The sequence below is a fragment of the Cohnella boryungensis genome (genome assembly GCF_042651945.1).
Lineage (GTDB): Bacteria > Bacillota > Bacilli > Paenibacillales > Paenibacillaceae > Cohnella > Cohnella boryungensis.
Map to the genome: position 1 here is coordinate 70682 of NZ_JBHSED010000036.1, position 17750 is coordinate 88431.

At 49.1% G+C, this 17750-nt stretch carries 9 protein-coding genes and 1 pseudogene; 7 read left to right on the forward strand and 3 right to left on the reverse strand.

The annotated features are described in order from the left end of the window. Positions 1 to 567: 567 nt before the first annotated feature. Positions 568 to 1077, forward strand: a complete 510-nt coding sequence (locus ACFO1S_RS17315; protein WP_378127222.1) for an RNA polymerase sigma factor — start codon at positions 568 to 570, stop codon at positions 1075 to 1077. Between the two features lie 58 nt (positions 1078 to 1135). On the opposite strand, the gene ACFO1S_RS17320 is transcribed toward ACFO1S_RS17315, so the two are convergent. After that, positions 1136 to 2356 (reverse strand): M56 family metallopeptidase, encoded by a 1221-nt coding sequence (locus ACFO1S_RS17320; protein ID WP_204603845.1) that lies wholly within the window; start codon positions 2354 to 2356, stop codon positions 1136 to 1138. A 1-nt stretch (position 2357) separates the two neighbouring features. After that, positions 2358 to 2726: a BlaI/MecI/CopY family transcriptional regulator gene (locus ACFO1S_RS17325; protein WP_204603953.1), complete on the reverse strand. Its 369-nt coding sequence runs from the start codon at positions 2724 to 2726 to the stop codon at positions 2358 to 2360. Positions 2727 to 3412: 686 nt separating this feature from the next. Between ACFO1S_RS17325 and ACFO1S_RS17330 the strand changes: the two genes are divergently transcribed. From ACFO1S_RS17330 to ACFO1S_RS17340, 3 genes are all read left to right on the forward strand, one after another. After that, positions 3413 to 5554: an ATP-binding protein gene (locus tag ACFO1S_RS17330; protein ID WP_204603846.1), complete on the forward strand. Its 2142-nt coding sequence runs from the start codon at positions 3413 to 3415 to the stop codon at positions 5552 to 5554. Between the two features lie 245 nt (positions 5555 to 5799). Next, positions 5800 to 13083, forward strand: a complete 7284-nt coding sequence (locus tag ACFO1S_RS17335; RefSeq protein ID WP_378127224.1) for an InlB B-repeat-containing protein — start codon at positions 5800 to 5802, stop codon at positions 13081 to 13083. Positions 13084 to 13382: 299 nt separating this feature from the next. Continuing rightward, positions 13383 to 14054, forward strand: a complete 672-nt coding sequence (locus tag ACFO1S_RS17340; RefSeq protein WP_378127265.1) for a response regulator transcription factor — start codon at positions 13383 to 13385, stop codon at positions 14052 to 14054. A gap of 40 nt (positions 14055 to 14094) precedes the next feature. On the opposite strand, the gene ACFO1S_RS17345 is transcribed toward ACFO1S_RS17340, so the two are convergent. Then, on the reverse strand, positions 14095 to 15852 hold the full coding sequence (locus ACFO1S_RS17345; protein WP_204603849.1) for an S-layer homology domain-containing protein: 1758 nt from the start codon (positions 15850 to 15852) through the stop codon (positions 14095 to 14097). Between the two features lie 466 nt (positions 15853 to 16318). Here ACFO1S_RS17345 and ACFO1S_RS17350 point away from each other — a divergent pair, with 466 nt between their 5' ends. The 3 genes and pseudogenes from ACFO1S_RS17350 to ACFO1S_RS17360 all read left to right on the forward strand — a co-directional run. Beyond that, a complete protein-coding gene (locus tag ACFO1S_RS17350) occupies positions 16319 to 16705 on the forward strand; it encodes a hypothetical protein (RefSeq protein ID WP_204603850.1) in 387 nt (128 codons plus the stop codon). Between the two features lie 80 nt (positions 16706 to 16785). Further along, the gene (locus ACFO1S_RS17355) at positions 16786 to 16962 is read left to right on the forward strand and encodes a hypothetical protein (RefSeq protein WP_378127225.1); all 177 of its coding nucleotides are present in this window, start codon (positions 16786 to 16788) and stop codon (positions 16960 to 16962) included. A gap of 284 nt (positions 16963 to 17246) precedes the next feature. Beyond that, positions 17247 to 17375, forward strand: a pseudogene (locus ACFO1S_RS17360) (ATP-binding protein); the annotation flags it as partial. Positions 17376 to 17750 lie beyond the last annotated feature (375 nt).

The window sequence follows — 17750 nt, forward strand, 5'->3', positions numbered from 1 at the left end:
CCGCAAAAGACCGGAAGCGGTAAAGGCACGCCAGCTCTATGATGTACATCCGTGAACGACGGGATCGATGGCCCGTCAAGGAGATGTGCGAAGTGCTTACTGTCAGCGAATCGGGATATTACCGTAGCTTGAAGCCCACCCCCAAACAGGAACGGCAGCAACGCCTTCTGGTCAAAATCAAAGATTTATCGCGAAAGAATGTTGTCACAAGCAGCTTAATAACGGGATTTCAGTATGAGGGTATTTTCAAACTGCACTTTTTTTGACAACCCTATTGATAAATAATCGGGAACACCCAAGTCCCTATTTGCTAAAAACAAATTATTTAACACGAAAGAGTTCACGCTGTGATAACGTGAGCTTTTTCGTGTTCATTAAGATGTTAAACACAATTTCCCTGTCACGTTCACCTTATGGATTTCCCTTACAAATTGCAGATTATCAAAAGTATATTTCTGAAAACTCGTCAGATATTATTAATAGCTATCGTCCTATTTGTATATGAGGAATTCTATCAAGGTTTTACAAATTGTGAGAATGGATATCTTCCTATTAGGCGGTGAGGATATGGAGCTTGACGATAACCAACGTCGCGCCATTGAAGAGTTATTTCAGGATATGCTCTATCGTATGTCCACTTATGCACAAAACACACTACATGACCGCTCACTTGCTGAAGAAGCTGTTCAGGACACATTCAGAATCGCATGTACAAGAGCCGACAAACTATTATCTAGTCCTAATTCGAAGGGCTGGCTGTTAAATACTCTTAAATATGTGATTAAGAACACGATTCGCAGCAGAGCATATCTTAATAGCATTGTAATTTCTTCCGTAGATTTTGATGAGAACATTATTTCGATAGGTGCGGATACCCCTGATGTTGATTTTTTTTACTCAGACCTTGCCAATAATGAAGATTATAAATTAGTTAAAAAAGTTGCTCTGGATAAATATTCGATGTTAGAGGTGGCGCAGGAACTTGGAATATCCGTTGAAGCGTGTAAGAAACGAGTCCAGCGGGCAAAAAAAAGGTTGAAAAATCGTTTTAAAGAAAACAGAAAACAACTTAAATAATACACTGTGACATAATAGGAATCAGCACTGATTCTTATTTATCAGCTCGAGCGCTTCTTTATTTCGCTTGATGTACATTACGCTGTTTCTTTAATAAACTTAGGAAGTTGGTTACTTCATTATCATTATTTATACCGCTGTTAGGAGGTGCGACAACTACTTCGGGACGAATTGATTCTTGCAGCGAATTTGCGTTAGTTCTGTCGCTGTATGGACGGCGCAACAACTTTAGGAAGTGGGTTACTTCATTAACATTGCCGCTATCACTGTTAGAAGGCGCGATCATTACTTCGGGCCGAGTTGTTTCTTGCGGGTCATTTACCTCAGCTATAGCAGCCCCAGTCGTTAGAATACACGCCAGCGCCATACAAAGGATTATAAAGCCTGCCTTCTTTCTCTTAGTGTCCATGATAAATGAAATGCGATTTTTCATATTTCGTTTTCCTCCATAGAAATTTGTTGATAGTGCTGTTTGGGGCTTTGCCCCATTCTTGACAACACCAATAATGGCTTCACCATATTGCTTTCGCCCTTGAAAATCTACACCTTGCAAAACCAATGCATCACAGGAGATTTCACATTGTGCGGCCATCGCTCTTGACATAAGATAGACCATCGGATTGAACCAATGAAGCACGGTTGCCGTTAAAACTAATGCCTTGCACCAAAGATCATACCGTTTTAGATGGATCAGCTCATGCTTCAATATCATAGATAATTCATCATCCGAAAATTGCAAAGGCGGTAGTAAAATGGTTGGCCGGAAAAAGCCCACGAGCATAGGGCTCGTAATGACCGGACATACGTTTAGCTCTATATGTTTTTTAATTTTCAATTCCGACCTTAACCCCTCTAGAATCTCAATAATTTTGATGTCAGCTACAGGGGAACTCCAGCGGCGTACCATCCTTATAAAGGATCTGTGCCTCAAAGTATGATAAGTTGCAACGCTTACAACACCTAAACCCCAAATCGTTGGAAGCATCCACCATAAAGGAATTGGTAACGGAATGTTTATAGTATCTCTCGCATCTATGTGCGATATCGCATTAATAACTGTATTCGCATGCGTTAAAGGGTTATTCTCCATTTGCGCAGGAATCAAGTCAATCCGGAGGCGAAAGGGGACTATCCACCCCACTACAATCAGAATCCACCCCATGTAACACCACTTTGCTGCATACCGCCTAGATAAACTTGGCAATATTGCCGCATACGCAAGTGTCACCAACGACATAGAGACAGAGCTTAGGAGCAGGGTGCTAAGAAATTCCTGCATATCAACTCTTCTTTTCCTTTAGCCATTGTTCCAGTTCGTCAAGGTCACTGTCTCTTATCTTGTTTCCGTCATATAGTCTGGTAACCAAGCTTGTAAAGGAATTTGCATGAAAACGCTCTATAAAGTCGCTTGTTTCAAAATTTAGGTAGTCTTCTTTACTAATAAGCGGAAAGTAATTTCGTTCCTTGCCGTTCTTTTCCGATCTGATAAAACCGCGCTCCACCAGCCGCAACATAAGCGAAAGAACTGTCTGCGCCTTCCATTTCTTTTCATTTCCGAGTTGTTGCATGATGATATTGGTTGTTATCGGCGGCTTATTTGCCCATACCACTTTCATAATGTCAAACTCTGCATCCGGCAGTTTTTTCATTGTCCCCAAAGTATCAGCTCCATTAAGACAATTGTATTACATTTACATTCTACATCTGTCTTAAATGAACGTCAACCAGCTGCAAGCAGATTTTCGGCAAGTGTAGAATATATAATGATCTTGAAAATTGAATTATCAAAAAAAACAGGAGGGATGTCCCTAAAGTGCGATTTCATTACATATATTCATGAAATATTCCGTAATGAGTTGTATCTGTCCAAGCAAGCGGTACGATTGATGAGACCGAATATAAGGAAGCAACGGAGAGTGGCAATGCAGAACTATTTAGCCTACAAGACCAGTTAAAAGGCTAAGTTGGAAGAACTGACTTTTGCAATGTTACATCATCGTTTTGTTGATAAAATTGAAGTTCAAGCGGATGGCTCGCTAAACATTCATTACAAGTTTGCCGCCACCGCTCTTCTTACGGCTTAAAATACAGTGACCGACACTCAAGTCATGTGGAGTGCTGTATGTCGCTCGTAAGGAAGTAGTAGTTAAGTTTGCACGTTAATGAACCGTCCGGGGGTGGACGGTTTTTTTCTTACTTTCAAAAAAGGACCTCATCGTGATGTTTGTGTTCAACGCCTCGCAAATATTTGCAGGGCACATTTTCCTTTAATGATGTTATTATTTAGACAATCAACTTACTTATTGCGCTCTAGTAGATTGGGGTCGGATTCATCATGAGGGGTATTTTCCGATTCGGTTCTCGTACGATCTTGCTTTATATAGCAGCTGCCGTTGTTGTCGGTTTGATTGCAAGCTATGCCATCATCTCTGCACCAGTCTTCCCTAAGTTTCAAAGCGAAAAAGGCATTCTGGATTTAACGCAGGTTCATGTCAGCGAGAATTCGCTAAAGCTAAAAGGGGAGTGGGCGTTCTACTGGGAAGAGCTGCTGTCGCCCGAGGATATACAGAATCGCTTGGCAAGGGACGGAAATCGTGACCGCTGGATCAGCATCCCGAGCTCCTGGTTAGGCTATCAATTAAATGGTCAGCAGTTGAACGGTACAGGCTTTGCAACCTTTCGGCTGGTCATTGAGCTTAGTGAGCAGGATCGGAACGAGCGGCTTGCTCTGCGGATGCCTACCATTTTTCATGCGTATAAATTATGGGTTAATGGTGAGCTGCTGGAAGAAGTCGGTGTGGTTGGTCAGGACAAGGGCAGCGTGACACCGCATCTGGCAACGAAGCTGGTGTTCTTTCAGCCCGAGAATGACACCGTGGAACTGGTTATGCAAGTCGCCAACTTCCATCATCATCGAGGCGGCATTACCAAATCTATCGAGCTGGGCGGCAGCGATGCGTTAACGGTCAGGACAAATCTGAGAATCGCCGCCGAAATGTTTATCACCGCAAGCCTGTTGGTGATTGGCGTGTATCACCTGCTGTTGTTCATCCTGCGACGCAAAGACAGGGCTCCATTGTATTTTGGTCTGTTCACCCTGTTGTTCGGTATCCGATCCTTGCTGGTCGGCGAGCTATTGCTCACGCAATTGTGGCCGGCTATTCCGTGGGAATTGCAGTTCAAAATCGAGTACCTGATTCTGTGCAGCAGCGGATATATCATCACGATGTACTTTGATTGCATTTTTCCCAATTATGTGTCGCGTTGGTTTCAGCGTGGAACGCGGATCGTAACCGGCGCATTCTGCCTCGTTGTCGTGGCGACCCCTGCCATTATCTATTCAAAAATGTTACTGATGATCGGTGCGGTAGTTGTTCTCCATATGATCTATCTGATGGTTGGACTGGCCCAAGCGGCTATGCGACGTATGGAGGGAGCGCTGGTCTTCCTGTTGGTGTCGGTGGTTGCTTTGGTTACCGTCGTCAACGATTTTTTATATTACAACGAATGGTCGCCGATCGGAAATACTTCTCCGCTTGGTCTGTTGGTGTTTACGATCGCACAGATGATGCTGCTTTCTTCGAGATTTACGAGGGCGGCAGCGAACGAGGAGAGGATTGCACGCGAGCTGCAGGACGCTAACAACAAGCTGACCGAAATGAACATGAATTTGGAACGGACCGTGCAGGAACGCACACAGGCCTTATCCGCAGCTCATGACGATCTCCGCTTATCGTATGACCAGTTGCTTCACTCCGAGGAAGGACGGAAGAAGCTCCTTGCCTACATTACGCACGATCTGCGTATGCCGCTGTCCAGTATGCTTGGTTATGTAGAAGCCGTGCAGGACGGGGTCAAGCCGGAACGTAGTGAACAGTACTTGAAGTATATCCGGGATAACACGATAAGGATTAACCGCATGATCGAAGAGCTGAGCTTCTTGTCGCATTTGGAGACGGGACAAGTCTCGTACCGAATGGAACCGGTTCGTGCGATTGACTTCTTGCGCGGCTTTTTTGAACAATATGAGCTGGTTGTGCGTGACGCAGGTCTGGATTTCAGGCTGGACTACAGAGATGAGGAAGATCAAGGATCTAATTCGCCTGTTGTAGTGATGGATGTGCAAAGACTGGAGCAAGCGTTGTTCAATCTGGTGTCGAACGCAATGAAGTTTACCCCAAGGGGTGGGGGGGTGCGCATTGAGCTAGCTGTAGATGAGGTGAATCTTACCCGCTATGCGATCATTAGCGTGCAAGACTCAGGCATGGGTATTCCGCCAGAGCAGCTCGAGCAAATCTTCGATCGCAATTACAGGTATGATCAACCGGGCGAGAAGAGCGTAGAGGGAAGCGGGCTCGGGCTGGCGATTTGCCGGGAAATCGTGCAAGCGCATGGAGGGACGGTTCGAGCGGAGAGCGACGGCAAGACGGGGTCGATCTTCTATGTATCGCTTCCTATGGCGGCGACGATGATGTAAAGCCCGGCTCGGGTGGAGGATAGTTCTTATTTGGTGAAAAAAATGGGTCACGGCGTTGGGGCATTACTTGACGCTGTTGACCTTTTTTTGTTCTTTTCGCCAGTTTCGTAACGGAAGCGTGTTGTAAGTGCGAACTTAAAGTTTTCTTTACAATTCACAAGTTGTCCCAGTTGCCCTGCTAATATGGGAGGAGAAAAATCGACATCATTTTTCCTGTATTCAGCTACGAGAAGGGATGAATAAGCGTGAAGAAGGCAATAAAAAGAGGTTGGAAGTCGAAATCACGGATTGTGGCATGGATGCTAATCATCAGCATAGTGATGGGCGTTCTGCCGGTACAGCAGGCGAAAGCGGCCGAATTGCCGGTACAGCAGGCGATAGCGCCCGAGCTGTCGGTGCAACAGGCGGCAGCGTCCGAACCAAGCGGTTTCCAAGATGTTCGTCCAACGGACTGGTTCTACGAAGCGGCCGTCTATGTCCAGAAGAATGGCATATTCAGCGGAACGGGCGGCGGTCTCTTCTCGCCCAAGGGAACGATGACGCGCGCCATGTATGTGACCGCGCTTGGACGAATGGCGGGCGTGGATGTAAGCGAGTATTCCGCCTCGAGCTTTGCCGACGTGCCGGCGGGCATTTGGTATGCGCCATATGTAGCGTGGGCGGTTAAGAAAGGGATTGCCGGCGGAACGGGCGGCCGGAATTTTTCACCGGATGCAACCGTATCCAGAGAGCAGATGGCGACATTGATTTTGCGGTATTTTGAAAGCTATCAGATTCCTTATCAATCAAGCAATCGCATAACTACGGAGCCGAGCGATCTCGCGAACGTTTCTTCCTGGGCGGCCGACGCGGTCGTCAAGCTGTGGCAAGCAGGCTTGTTCGCCGGCGATAGCAACGGCAACTTCAACCCGCATGGGCAAGCGTCTCGCGCGGAAGCGGCTATTCTCTTCATGCGCAGCAACGCGGTTGTGGAGGCGTGGGCCAATCAGAATCAAGAGGCGGCGGAGCCGACACCGACGCCGACATCCGGAGTCGGCGGAAACAGCGGCGGCAGCGGCGGCAACAACGGAAACAGCGGCGGAGGAAACGAAGGCAGCGCAGGTATCGAATATACGCTTAAGTTCGAGAGCAACGGAGGCACGGAGATAGCGGATCAGAAGGTACGGCAAGGAAAAGCGTTGAATCAACTGCCTGCTCCGGCGAAGGAAGGGTATATTTTCCAAGGGTGGTTTAGGGACAGCGATTTATCGCTCATCTTCGCGGAGGGCAGTACCGTTACCTCGGATACGAAGTTGTACGCGAAGTATATCGATAGCGTGAGTAATGCCGTACAAAGCATTCCCAGCTACTCTGTGCTGGATGTCGCGCCGGGCTTCACGATCGCTGTCAACGATGCGACCGGCAGCCTTACCGCGTCTGAGGTACAAGAGGGGATGACTTTCGAGGACACCGCGAATGCCGATTTCGCGGGGATTACCGTCACCGGCGCGAACGGTCTCTTCACGGTAACGTCCGCAGCCGAAGACGGCAAGTTCGTTGAGGGCAATACCTATCAATTGACGTTGACGGACGACAATCTGTCTTTCCAAGATCAAGATGCGACGACGAGCATCTTTGTGTTTAGCGTTGCAAAGGAAGAAGTCATGAACATTCCGCTCAATCCGAACATGATCTATCTGCCCTTCGCGGATGTGACGGATATGATGCTGGATGGCGCGGAGGTCGGTTCGCCGGCGATTCCGGTAGTCACGACAACGGTGGGCGGCAGCGAAAGCGGTCTTGCTGCGGCGAATGCGGGCAGCGGAACTTTCGCATACACCGGCAGCGAAGCCATTCAAGTTGGCGATACGGTCGCCATCTATGAAGGGGTTCGCCCCGATCAGCGCACGGTAGACACAACCGGCGCTGCCGACGGCGAAGTCGCCTATGTCCAGATCACAGCGATTAACGGCAGCACCTACACCTATGATCACGCGGATGCCAAGCAAGTGTTGTTCAAGCCGGATGTTCTGCCTGTGAGCGTAGAGGCGGATACGGATGGAGACCCGGACAACCATTCGATTACGGTAGCGCATACTGCGATGAACTACAGCGACAGTCAGTATGCGAAGCTCGGCTTGAGCGAGCTTACTACCGTCGATGTAGGCGATTTTATCGCTTTCTATGAGGGGGAAACAATCGAAGATGCCTCCGGAGTAATCGGTTACGGGCGAATTACGTCGATTACGCCTGTGGCGGAGAGGGATGTGATTGCCTATACCGATGCTACGGAAGAAGACATCGCGCATGTCTTCGACGTCTATCAGCAGCAAGCGATTGACGGCGACCTGTTATTGTCGGATGAGGAGATTGCGCAGCTCGAAGATCAAATTAAGCAGCAAGCGATCGCCAGCGGCTTCGTCGATCAAGCCGCGAACTATCTGTCTGCTCTGGCTATGGAGACGAATGCCTTCAAGACGCAGATGGAAGTGAATATGCTATCGGCCTCAAAAGGTGCGGGCAAAGTCAGTGTGGAGAATCTGACCGTCGTCCCTTCGCTTGGTACGAAAGTGAAGCATATTGCCGGACAAACCTCCGGAGTCAGCGCTACGCTTCAAATCGGAGCCGACATTGTCATTCGTATCCATGAAGAGAGCGACCTCGTCATCCATATGACCGGTACGTTCCTTCAGGAGATCAGCTTGAATCTCGGCGTTAATGGAGAGACGGCTTGGGGAGAGGCGTGCCTTTGGGGGCTCTGCGTGCCTTACCCGAGCGATTATCGGATCACCGCTAATCTGGATGCCTACACCTATACCGGGATCAACATTAAAGCGGAGATTGCTACCGTCGAACATGATAAGCTGCAGGCTGCGCTGGCGGACTGGGATAAAGCGAATAATAACGGCATGCTCGGTAAAGTATTGAATATCGCGACAGAGATTCAAGCGTTAATCGACGGTGTGCAGGATACCGGGGTAGATGCGGAATCACTGAAGGAACAATACAAAAAGATGATGGAGAACGAGACGGATTGGGTTCCGTTAATTAAGAAGAAACTCTTCGAGCAGAGCATGCGCGTCGTTTTTGGTATCGTTGAAGTCAAATTTGAAGCAAACTTTGTGGTCAGCGCCAATGTGAACCTGACGATCGGGGCCGATTTCAACTACAAGACGGCGAAGCGCTTCTCGGTTACGATACATGTGCTCGATTTCAGCGGCAGCAGCAGCACGGTAAGCTTGCCGGGCGATGGCGATTATCAGTTTACGTTCTATGTGATGGGTACAATCGGCTTGCGGGCGGGGGTTCTGCTGGAGCTTAAAGCCGGGGTTGGCAGCGTTGAGCTGAATAGCATCGGGCTGTCTGCAGAACCGGGAGCTTATGTGAATTTATGGGGCTATTTCTATTATCAACTGAAAAATATAAACGGGAAGCAGTCTACTCGATCTTCCGGTGCGCTATATGTAGAACTGGGTATCTACCTGGAGATTGCAGTAGGCGCGCAATTGGGCGACGGAATGCTTTCGGCTAGCGCACCGCTGTACGAGAATACATGGCCGTTGTACACGGTAGGGCAGCAACATAATGTCACTGACTTCGCCTATCCGCAGGATGATACGCTCGGGGTCAACTTGGCAGGTAAGGCGACCTCGATTGCTGTGCCGGAGCAGTGGCTGACGATGAGTACATTTGATTTGAAGTCAGGAAAGTCGAGTAGCGAGGCGTATCCCCCTGCGAACTTCGATATTCAGATAGACAATCCGAATTTCAGGTATAATCCGACGACTCAAATCATCGAAGTGGTGAACACGAGTCTTGCGGTAGATACAGGAAATCTGGTCATCACCTGGAAAAGCGCGCCGTTGTCCTTCACGTCTGATCCGCTCAAGCGTACGATTCCGTTAACTTGGCTCGCCAGAGCGGGTGACTATTCGTTGCAACTGGATCCGCGGAATGGCGGATTAACTCAGGTTTTCTCTCACGCTTATAACGCGGCAATCAACGTGAAAGAACCGACCTATCAAGGCTACACCTTTGACGGCTGGTATACGTTTGCTGCCGGCGGCGTGAAGGTCACACTGCCGAGCCGGATGCCTGCGAGGGATTACTCTCTGTATGCGCACTGGATCGCCAATACGGATACACCGTATACGGTTGAGCATTATTTGATCGACCCGAATACTAGATCAGCGTCTGCGCCTGCGTATACGGAAAAATTGACAGGCACAACGGGTGCGAAGATTCAGATTACCTCTGACAGGTTCAGAGATTTGGGTTATGCGGAAGGCAAAGTAAGCGGTGTGCCTATCAAGAACGACGGCTCGACGGTCGTAAGAATCGATTACTATCCGACGAATCGCACGATGACCTTCGATTGGGGTTATGCGGGCGCTCCCAGCAGTACGATAACGGAGCAATTCGGCAAGAACATCGCCGCTCGTATACCGCTGCCGACCAGGGCGGGCTATACGTTTACTGGTTGGTCACAGGATGTCCCAAGCATGATGCCGACTGTCGACACGACCTACACCGCAAGCTGGTTAGCCAGAACGGACACGCCTTACCAAGTCGTACATTTGCAGCAGAATATAGCGGATAACACCTATACTGTTGTCGATAGAGAATCGTATCGCGGCACAACCGACACCGTGGCGAGTCTGGTAGGTACAACGCCTAAAGTTTATGAGGGCTTTGCCTATGATCCGACTGCTGCGGGAATGGTGCAAACAGCTACTATAGCGGGTAACGGCTCAACGGTTCTAAAGCTGTACTACAAGCGCATTAGCTACGAGATGAAGCTCAAATACAATAGCGCTGATGTGGCTGATCAAACAGTGGATGTACCCTTTGGGGCAACAACGGAGCGATACCTTGGCGCTCCGGCTTGGCAGGGACGTACATTCGCAGGCTGGTCGCCTGCCCCTCCGACAACGATGCCCGCGGGCAATGTCGAGCTTACTGCAGAGTGGACGCTGAATACTTATGCGGTGAGCTTCAACAGCAACGGCGCCGCGGAGGAAGTGACCGCACAGACAGTCGGTTACGGCTACCCGGCAAGCGAACCGCTTGAACCGACGAAGAACGGTTACGTGTTCGACGGCTGGTATAGCGATAGCGGCTTGACGAATGGCTACGACTTTACGACACTGGTCACAGATAACATCACGTTGTACGCGAAATGGCTGCGTAGCTATACGGTAAGTTTCAACAGTAACGACGGCTCGGCGGTAGCCGGGCAGACGGTGAGCGAAGGCTACAAGGCGACAGCGCCTGAAGCGCCGACGCTGGAAGGTTATGTGTTCAGCGGTTGGTATAGCGACAGCGGCTTGACGAATGCTTACGATTTCACGACAACGGTGGTGACCGCTAATATTACGTTGTATGCGAAATGGACGGTTAAGCAAAAAAACAGATACACCGTAAGCTTTAACAGCAATGGGGGTACGGAAGTGGCTGAGAAGACGGTGGAAGAAGGCGCCGTGGCGACAGTACCTACCGCACCAACGCGCGAAGGTTATACGTTCGCTGGTTGGTACAGCGACAGCGGCTTGCTAAGCTCTTACGGTTTCACGGCAGCAGTGATGGAGTCTATCACGCTATACGCCAAGTGGACAATGAACAGCTATACGGTAAGCTTTAACGGCAACGGCGGGTCAGCGGTCGATGCCGTGACAGTGGAATATCGCGGTACGGCCGTAGAGCCTGTCGCACCAACCCGGGCGGGTTATACGTTCGGTGGTTGGTACAGTGATATCGGCTTGGCGAATAAGTATAACTTCTCAACGCTGGTGACGGCTAATCTTACGTTGTACGCGAAGTGGACCGCCGTCAATACGGTGAGCTTCATCAGCAATGACGGCTCGGCGGTTGCTGATCAGACAGTAGAATTTGGCGGCAGAGTAATGGAGCCTGCAGCCCCGACACGGACAGGTTATACGTTCGACGGTTGGTATAACGACAGCTCTTTGACGGAAGCTTACGGATTCACTACAGCGGTGACGACTAACCTCACGCTGTATGCGAAATGGACGATTAATGTTTATGAAGTACTTTATGACAGAAATGACGGTTCAGAGGTCGTTGACGCGACAGTGGAATATGGCGGCAGAGCAGTGGAGCCGGCTCCCCCAACACGAGCAAATTATACGTTCGGTGGTTGGTACAGCAATAGCGCTCTGACAGAAGCCTACAGCTTCATGACACCGATCACGGCTAATCTCACGTTATATGCGAAATGGACGATTAACGCCTATACGGTAAGCTTTGACAGTAGCGGCGGCTCGGCGGTAACGAGCCAGACGGTGAATCATGGTGATGCGGCTGAGGCGCCTAATGTGCCGATCTGGAGCGGTTATGCGTTTGAAGGCTGGTACACGGATATGGATCTTGACGAGACGAATGCTTACGACTTTACAGCAGCGGTAACGGCAGACATCACCCTGTATGCGAAGTGGAGGGGATTAGCATGGCGACAAGTTGGCGAGGTGAAGCCAGCGGGCGAAGGCTTGAAACTCGCAGTTGACAGTCAAGGTACTCTTTATTCTGCTAGTATTGAGACAGGTAGTTATAATCTAACTGTGAGGAAATTAGAGGCAGGCGTGTGGGAGCAAATTGGCGATGCAAATGACTTCCCTGAACTTAGGGGCTTCAATAGTCTCATCCTAGATAGCCAAGGTACTCCTTATATTGTTTATCAGAAGAACGTTGGGAGCTCTGTCAATGCCACCGTTGTGAAAAAGTATAACGGCGCCATCTGGGAGGAGCTAGGCAATACAGAAATTTACTCGAGTTGGGTATCGATTGCGTTCGACAGCGATGACGCTCCTTATATCGCTTATATGGGCTGGAGGCAAATGGCGGCTGCAGGGGTAAAGAAATATGATGGCAGCAATTGGGTAAACTTAAGCGGGGGAGAGGAAGTTTTTAATAAGGCCTATTACTATAATGCTCCAAATCTCATGATTGACGAAAACAATATCCCATATGTACTCTATCAGTATTATGATGGCATAATGTCTAACGCTAATTTGCGTACAGTTCTAGTGAAATATCAGAATGGCGCTTGGCAGACTGTCAGCACGATCAACTTCAATACGAGCAACTTAGACAAACCAGGTTATACATTTAGATTTGCAGATGATCCCAGTAACAAGCTTTATATGATAGACTATGAGAATAGGAGCATATTTGGCCAAACTACAACGAACCTGACCGTGAGTCAATATAATGGCTCTGGTTGGCAAACTGTCGGCATTCCCAACTTTGCTTTGCTGAGTACCCAAACAGTTGCCGATCAGAAAGTAAGCATCAACTTTGACAGCTATGGCACTCCTTATGTTTCTTATCTGGATGCTGCCGAAGGCGTCAAATTGACCGTGAGGAAATACGATGGACAGGATTGGGTTGTTGTAGGCGATGCCGGCTTCTCCGCAGGCGGAGCGGACAAGTTACATCACGTTATAGACAAGGACGGAAACATTTATGTGATCTATGCAGATCAAACAAATGGGAACAACGTGACCGTGATGAAGCATAATCCGAGCTGGTAACAAGCTGCGATAGCAGAGACTAACAGGCCAGACACAGACTTGTTGCAGATCAACAGATTCATAGACTAATAGCAGGATAGACTAGCCTACTCCCAGCGGAGTGGGCTAGTCTGCTTGTGGCGATGTTATTCGAATACCGGGAAGATCGAAGTGGTGAAGGTGTGATGTAGACAGCCTCTTAAAGTTTTCTTTGTAATTCACAAGCGGTCTCCTCTACCATGATAAAATAGGAGGAGAAAAATCGACACTGACAAAGAACACTGAAGGAAGGTGACAGAGTGGTGGACGCTCACAAAATCATGATCGTCGATGATGATCCTCATATCTGCGAGATTGTTCAGGTGTATTGCGAGAGGGAGGGTTTCCTAGCCTCCTACAGTCATAACGGGACAGAAGCCATGAAACTGCTTGCGTCGTTCGAGCCGGATTTGATTGTACTGGATGTCCTGCTGGCTAATGAAAACGGAATTGATTGGTGCATTCACGCACGTAACTATACGAATGCGCCGATCGTATTTCTGAGCAGCCGCGAGGAAGACGAGGTGAAAATCAGCGCATTATCCTATGGTGGCGACGATTACGTGACCAAGCCGTTCAGTCCGGGAGTACTCATGGCCAAGATCAAGGCTCATCTTCGCAGAGTATCGACGGGCAGAAGGGAACAACTGCTTGAGCTACCGGGCTTGACGCTGGATTACTACGCGCAGTCCGTCATTATGGGGAGTGAAGCCGTCTTTTTATCGAAAAAAGAGTTCGGTCTGCTGTCCTATATGGCACAAAACGTGAACCATGTCGTCAGTGTCGATGCGTTGTTTCAACTCATCTGGGGAACGGAGAGTCTGGAGGATACGAGAACCGTCGCCGTACACATCAGTAACTTACGCAAAAAAATCGAGGCTGACCCTGCCAATCCCGATAGAATCGTTACGATTCGAGGGGCCGGATATATGCTGGTTGCCATGAAAAAATAGCGGCGCGGGGATTACCTCCCTTGCGCCGCTATTTTTACTTTTAAAGCGAGTTCAAGTAATCGTCAATCGCTGCCTGGATTTGTTGTTTAGTGGACCCGGCGCTTAATGAACCGCCGATACCGCCACCCATACCGCCGCCGCCGAAGCCCCCATATTGCGATTGAAGGTACATATTGATACCGGCTAGGTTCAAGTCCGTAACTCCGACGAGACCGGCGAGATCAAAAGATGCTTTGTCAGGTTCGGTTCCATAACCATATGCAAAATAATTATTGATTGCAGTTAAATAAATGGTCTCGGTGACAATCGTTTGAATCTGACTTTTAGTTTTCGGTTGCGCTCTTGAAGGGTAATCATAGTCTTGCAAGATGCCTTGGATACCGTATAGGTATTCGGATGTAACACCCGTAATACCCGCATCGGCAAAAGTCGTTACAGTAACTTCATCCCAATCACCCGAAGCAGATGCTTGATTGATCAAATCTAGCGACGTTCTGGATAATGAAGGCGTGATATTGCCCGTATAGGGCATGGTTGCCGTTGCCGGAGGCGTTGCCGAATCCGTCGCGCCGATCGTAAACTGATATGCGCCGCTCTCGCTTGGAGTTCCGGTAATCGCTCCCGTGCTTGGATCTAATGTCAGCCCCGCAGGCAGTACTCCATTCGTCACTGCATAAGTAACGACGCCCGTTCCTCCAGACAGCTTCGCTACGCTGCCGGTATAGGGTTGATCTTCGGTCAAGGGCGAAATCGTGTCCGGCAGAACGATTGGCATCGCGACCGTATATTCGAATCTCGCAACCGAGCTATTCTTCGAGCCAGGCTTAACGGCGATGGCTTTGATCGTCGTACTGCCCGTTAGGATGATCGGTCCCGTATACGGCGTGCTGGACGTGGTCGGTTCGCTGAGATCCGTTGTGTAGTACACCGCCGCGGATGCGGTCGCCGAAGTCAAAGTAACCTGCGTTCCCGACGTTACGGCCCCGCCTGCAGGAAGCGCCGTGGGAGTCTCAACGGTAGCCTGTACGGGTTGCGGAGACGAAGACCCACTCTGCCCTTGCTGCTTTTTCTTTTCTTCTTCTTGTTTTTTCTTTTCCTCTTCCGCTTTCTTCAGTTCTTCTTCCTTCTTTTTCTCTTCTTCCTCTTTCCTCTTTTGTTCTATCTGATCCTCATATTGCCCCTTGGCTTCGTATGCGCCCAAAACAAGCAGATCTCGCGTTGCGTTGGTTTGACCGCCGAACTTTCCGTCCGCTCCGTTGTCCAACAATTTTAGTTGCAACGCTAAGGCGACATATCCCTTCGCCCAGTCAGATACAGTAGAATCATTCACTCCCGGCGTTGCTTTGCCTGCCCCGCCCATGCCGAGTCCGCGAACAAAGAACGTCGCGAGCTGCTCCTTCGTCACATCGCCGGCAGGATTGAAATTCCCATTACCGACGCCATCCGTGATCCCTGCTTTTGCTACTGCCTCGATGTACCCCAACGCCCAGTTATCGGTACTGACGTCATTGAATGAAGAGGTCGTTGAGTTCTTCTCTACATTCAAATCGAAAATCTTCGCTGCAACCTTAGCGAATTGCGCCCGGTTCATCTCATCCCCGATACCGAATCTGTCCCCGCCCACACCTTCGAATACGCCAGCGCTAATCAACGCGTCGAACTTGGCTTTCGTTGCGGCATCCAGATCCTTCAAATCCTTAAAGTCGGCTGAAGTTTTCGCTGCGCCTGCTGCAAAGCTGACGGAAAAATGAAAGCACAGTAGCACCGCCATCAATAATCCGACAATTTTTTTCCTCATCGTTAGTCCCCCCTGAAGTATGATATAGGATATCGATTTTCCTCCTTTAATTTTATCATCGTAGATGAGACCACCTGTGAATTGTAAAGAAAACTTTAAGTTGACGATTGCAGTTCGCTTCCGGCAACTAGCCTATATCCAGAAAGCCCCTTTGTTTCTAGAGAGCGATTGGATTCCACGGAATCAGGGGTGTGGTGAAGGAGTATAATTTTATTCCCTTTTTACTGAATAAAATACAAAATATATAATATGTAATATGACAAACCCGCGACTTTCTAAACTAGTTCCTAAGAGAATTGGTTTGTAAAATAAAGATTATTTAGCCTCGACGCCGGAAGCGATCAAGCACATTACAACATGCAGCCGTATATGACACTTAATTTAATTTTCCGCAAAAAAATCGGGCTGGTATAAATATGGTAGTTGAACGTATAGCCCACTAGAAGCGACAGGAGAGGATGTTGAAGTGGTCAAAAAAATGGCAGTGATCGCCATCTTATTGGTGATGGTAACCTACCTTTTTAATTTTGGAACTCTGAAAATAGAGGCAGCGCCCATGGTATTATCGTCTAACCCGTCGGCGACATTTGATGGGACCACATCGTATGAAGATTATAGCGGGAGTTTGAATGCTGGATACCGCAATGGGCTTCTGCCTGCCTACAGCATCACAATGGGGTCTAACAGCAACTTTTCCGAAAACGGCTGGATGAATCCGGCGGGGATTGTAGAGGGGGCAATCGAGTGGCAGGTGAACATCGCTGCCATGGATGCGAATGACTACAGCATTCCGCTGCCATTGGAAGGTCTGAAGTTTTACGATGCGCTAGAGGCTGGGCGCGTAACGCCGTAGCGCAAGCACTGCAGGCAGGCATTGTAACGGGGTATGCGGACGGTACTCTTCGTCCGAATTCGGAGATAAAGCGATCCGAGATGGCGGTCATGATCGCGAGGGCGCTTGGCTTGTCCGCGAATGCGAACACTGGCGATACCGGCTTCGTGGACGAGCGAGACATTCCGCTTTGGGCCCAAGGCGCGGTCGCCGAGTTGAAGCAGTTAGGCGTCGTCGACGGTAAAGGCGCGAATCGTTCGATCCGGCGGGCTTATTGACCAGAGCGGAAGCCGTAACGGTTGTTCTGAACATGCTGACGCAGCTGAACAAGTAAGTTCGAGCGGAAGCGGCGGTCGTATTCATTCGTACGTTGCACCAACTTGCAGTGATCGACTGAGCGACATCTGTTAAGCCGCAAGAGGGTTACCCTGAAGGCTGTGTACTATTGGCTTCGGGGTATCGGTGGCCTAAACAGTTTGCAGGGATTCTTCAAAGAGATGATGTCATTGGCCTTAAAGGGTGTTCCAATATCCGAGAATGTGATGATGGGGGGATTTGAGAGTCCGGACTTGGTCTTGCGATTGCCAAGGAAAATGTCGAAAGGCATGGCGGCGAAATTGGGGCAGAGAGCGAGCTCGGGAAAGGCAGTCGGTTTTATTTCACGCTGCCGGTCGTTGGCGAAAGAGAATAAACTTATGCGAGATCCGAAAGTCCTTAGGGCTTTCGGTCTTTTTTTGTTGAAAAATGTTTTCAGTTAACCTGTATGTAACCTTAGGCATTTAGTATTTAGTCGAACGAGTTTCGGCAGCGGCGACGTTCTGCTAAAGAGGGTTGGGGGCGCCTCCGCCTTGGCTTCGATTGCTAACGAAAAGGAATTTATCGCTTAAAACAATAGAACAAAAAAAGGAAGTGTCAAGTTGAGAAATTCTCTAAAGGGTGTCATCGTTTTGTTTTTGTCCGTTGTATACCTGTTCGGTTCATCGGGGTTCGCCTTTGCGAAGATTCCTTCGGACATCGCGAACAGTTGAGCGAAGGAGAATCTACTCCGGGCGTGCGGGGAACGTCT

Excerpts from the sequence above, each read along its gene's own strand:
- ACFO1S_RS17355 (WP_378127225.1), top strand. The coding sequence starts at position 16,786 with ATGGCGGTCATGATCGCGAGGGCGCTTGGCTTGTCCGCGAATGCGAAC.
- ACFO1S_RS17320 (WP_204603845.1), bottom strand. The coding sequence starts at position 2,356 with ATGCAGGAATTTCTTAGCACCCTGCTCCTAAGCTCTGTCTCTATGTCG.
- ACFO1S_RS17330 (WP_204603846.1), top strand. The coding sequence starts at position 3,413 with ATGAGGGGTATTTTCCGATTCGGTTCTCGTACGATCTTGCTTTATATA.
- ACFO1S_RS17345 (WP_204603849.1), bottom strand. The coding sequence starts at position 15,852 with ATGAGGAAAAAAATTGTCGGATTATTGATGGCGGTGCTACTGTGCTTT.
- ACFO1S_RS17315 (WP_378127222.1), top strand. The coding sequence starts at position 568 with ATGGAGCTTGACGATAACCAACGTCGCGCCATTGAAGAGTTATTTCAG.
- ACFO1S_RS17340 (WP_378127265.1), top strand. The coding sequence starts at position 13,383 with ATGATCGTCGATGATGATCCTCATATCTGCGAGATTGTTCAGGTGTAT.
- ACFO1S_RS17325 (WP_204603953.1), bottom strand. The coding sequence starts at position 2,726 with ATGAAAAAACTGCCGGATGCAGAGTTTGACATTATGAAAGTGGTATGG.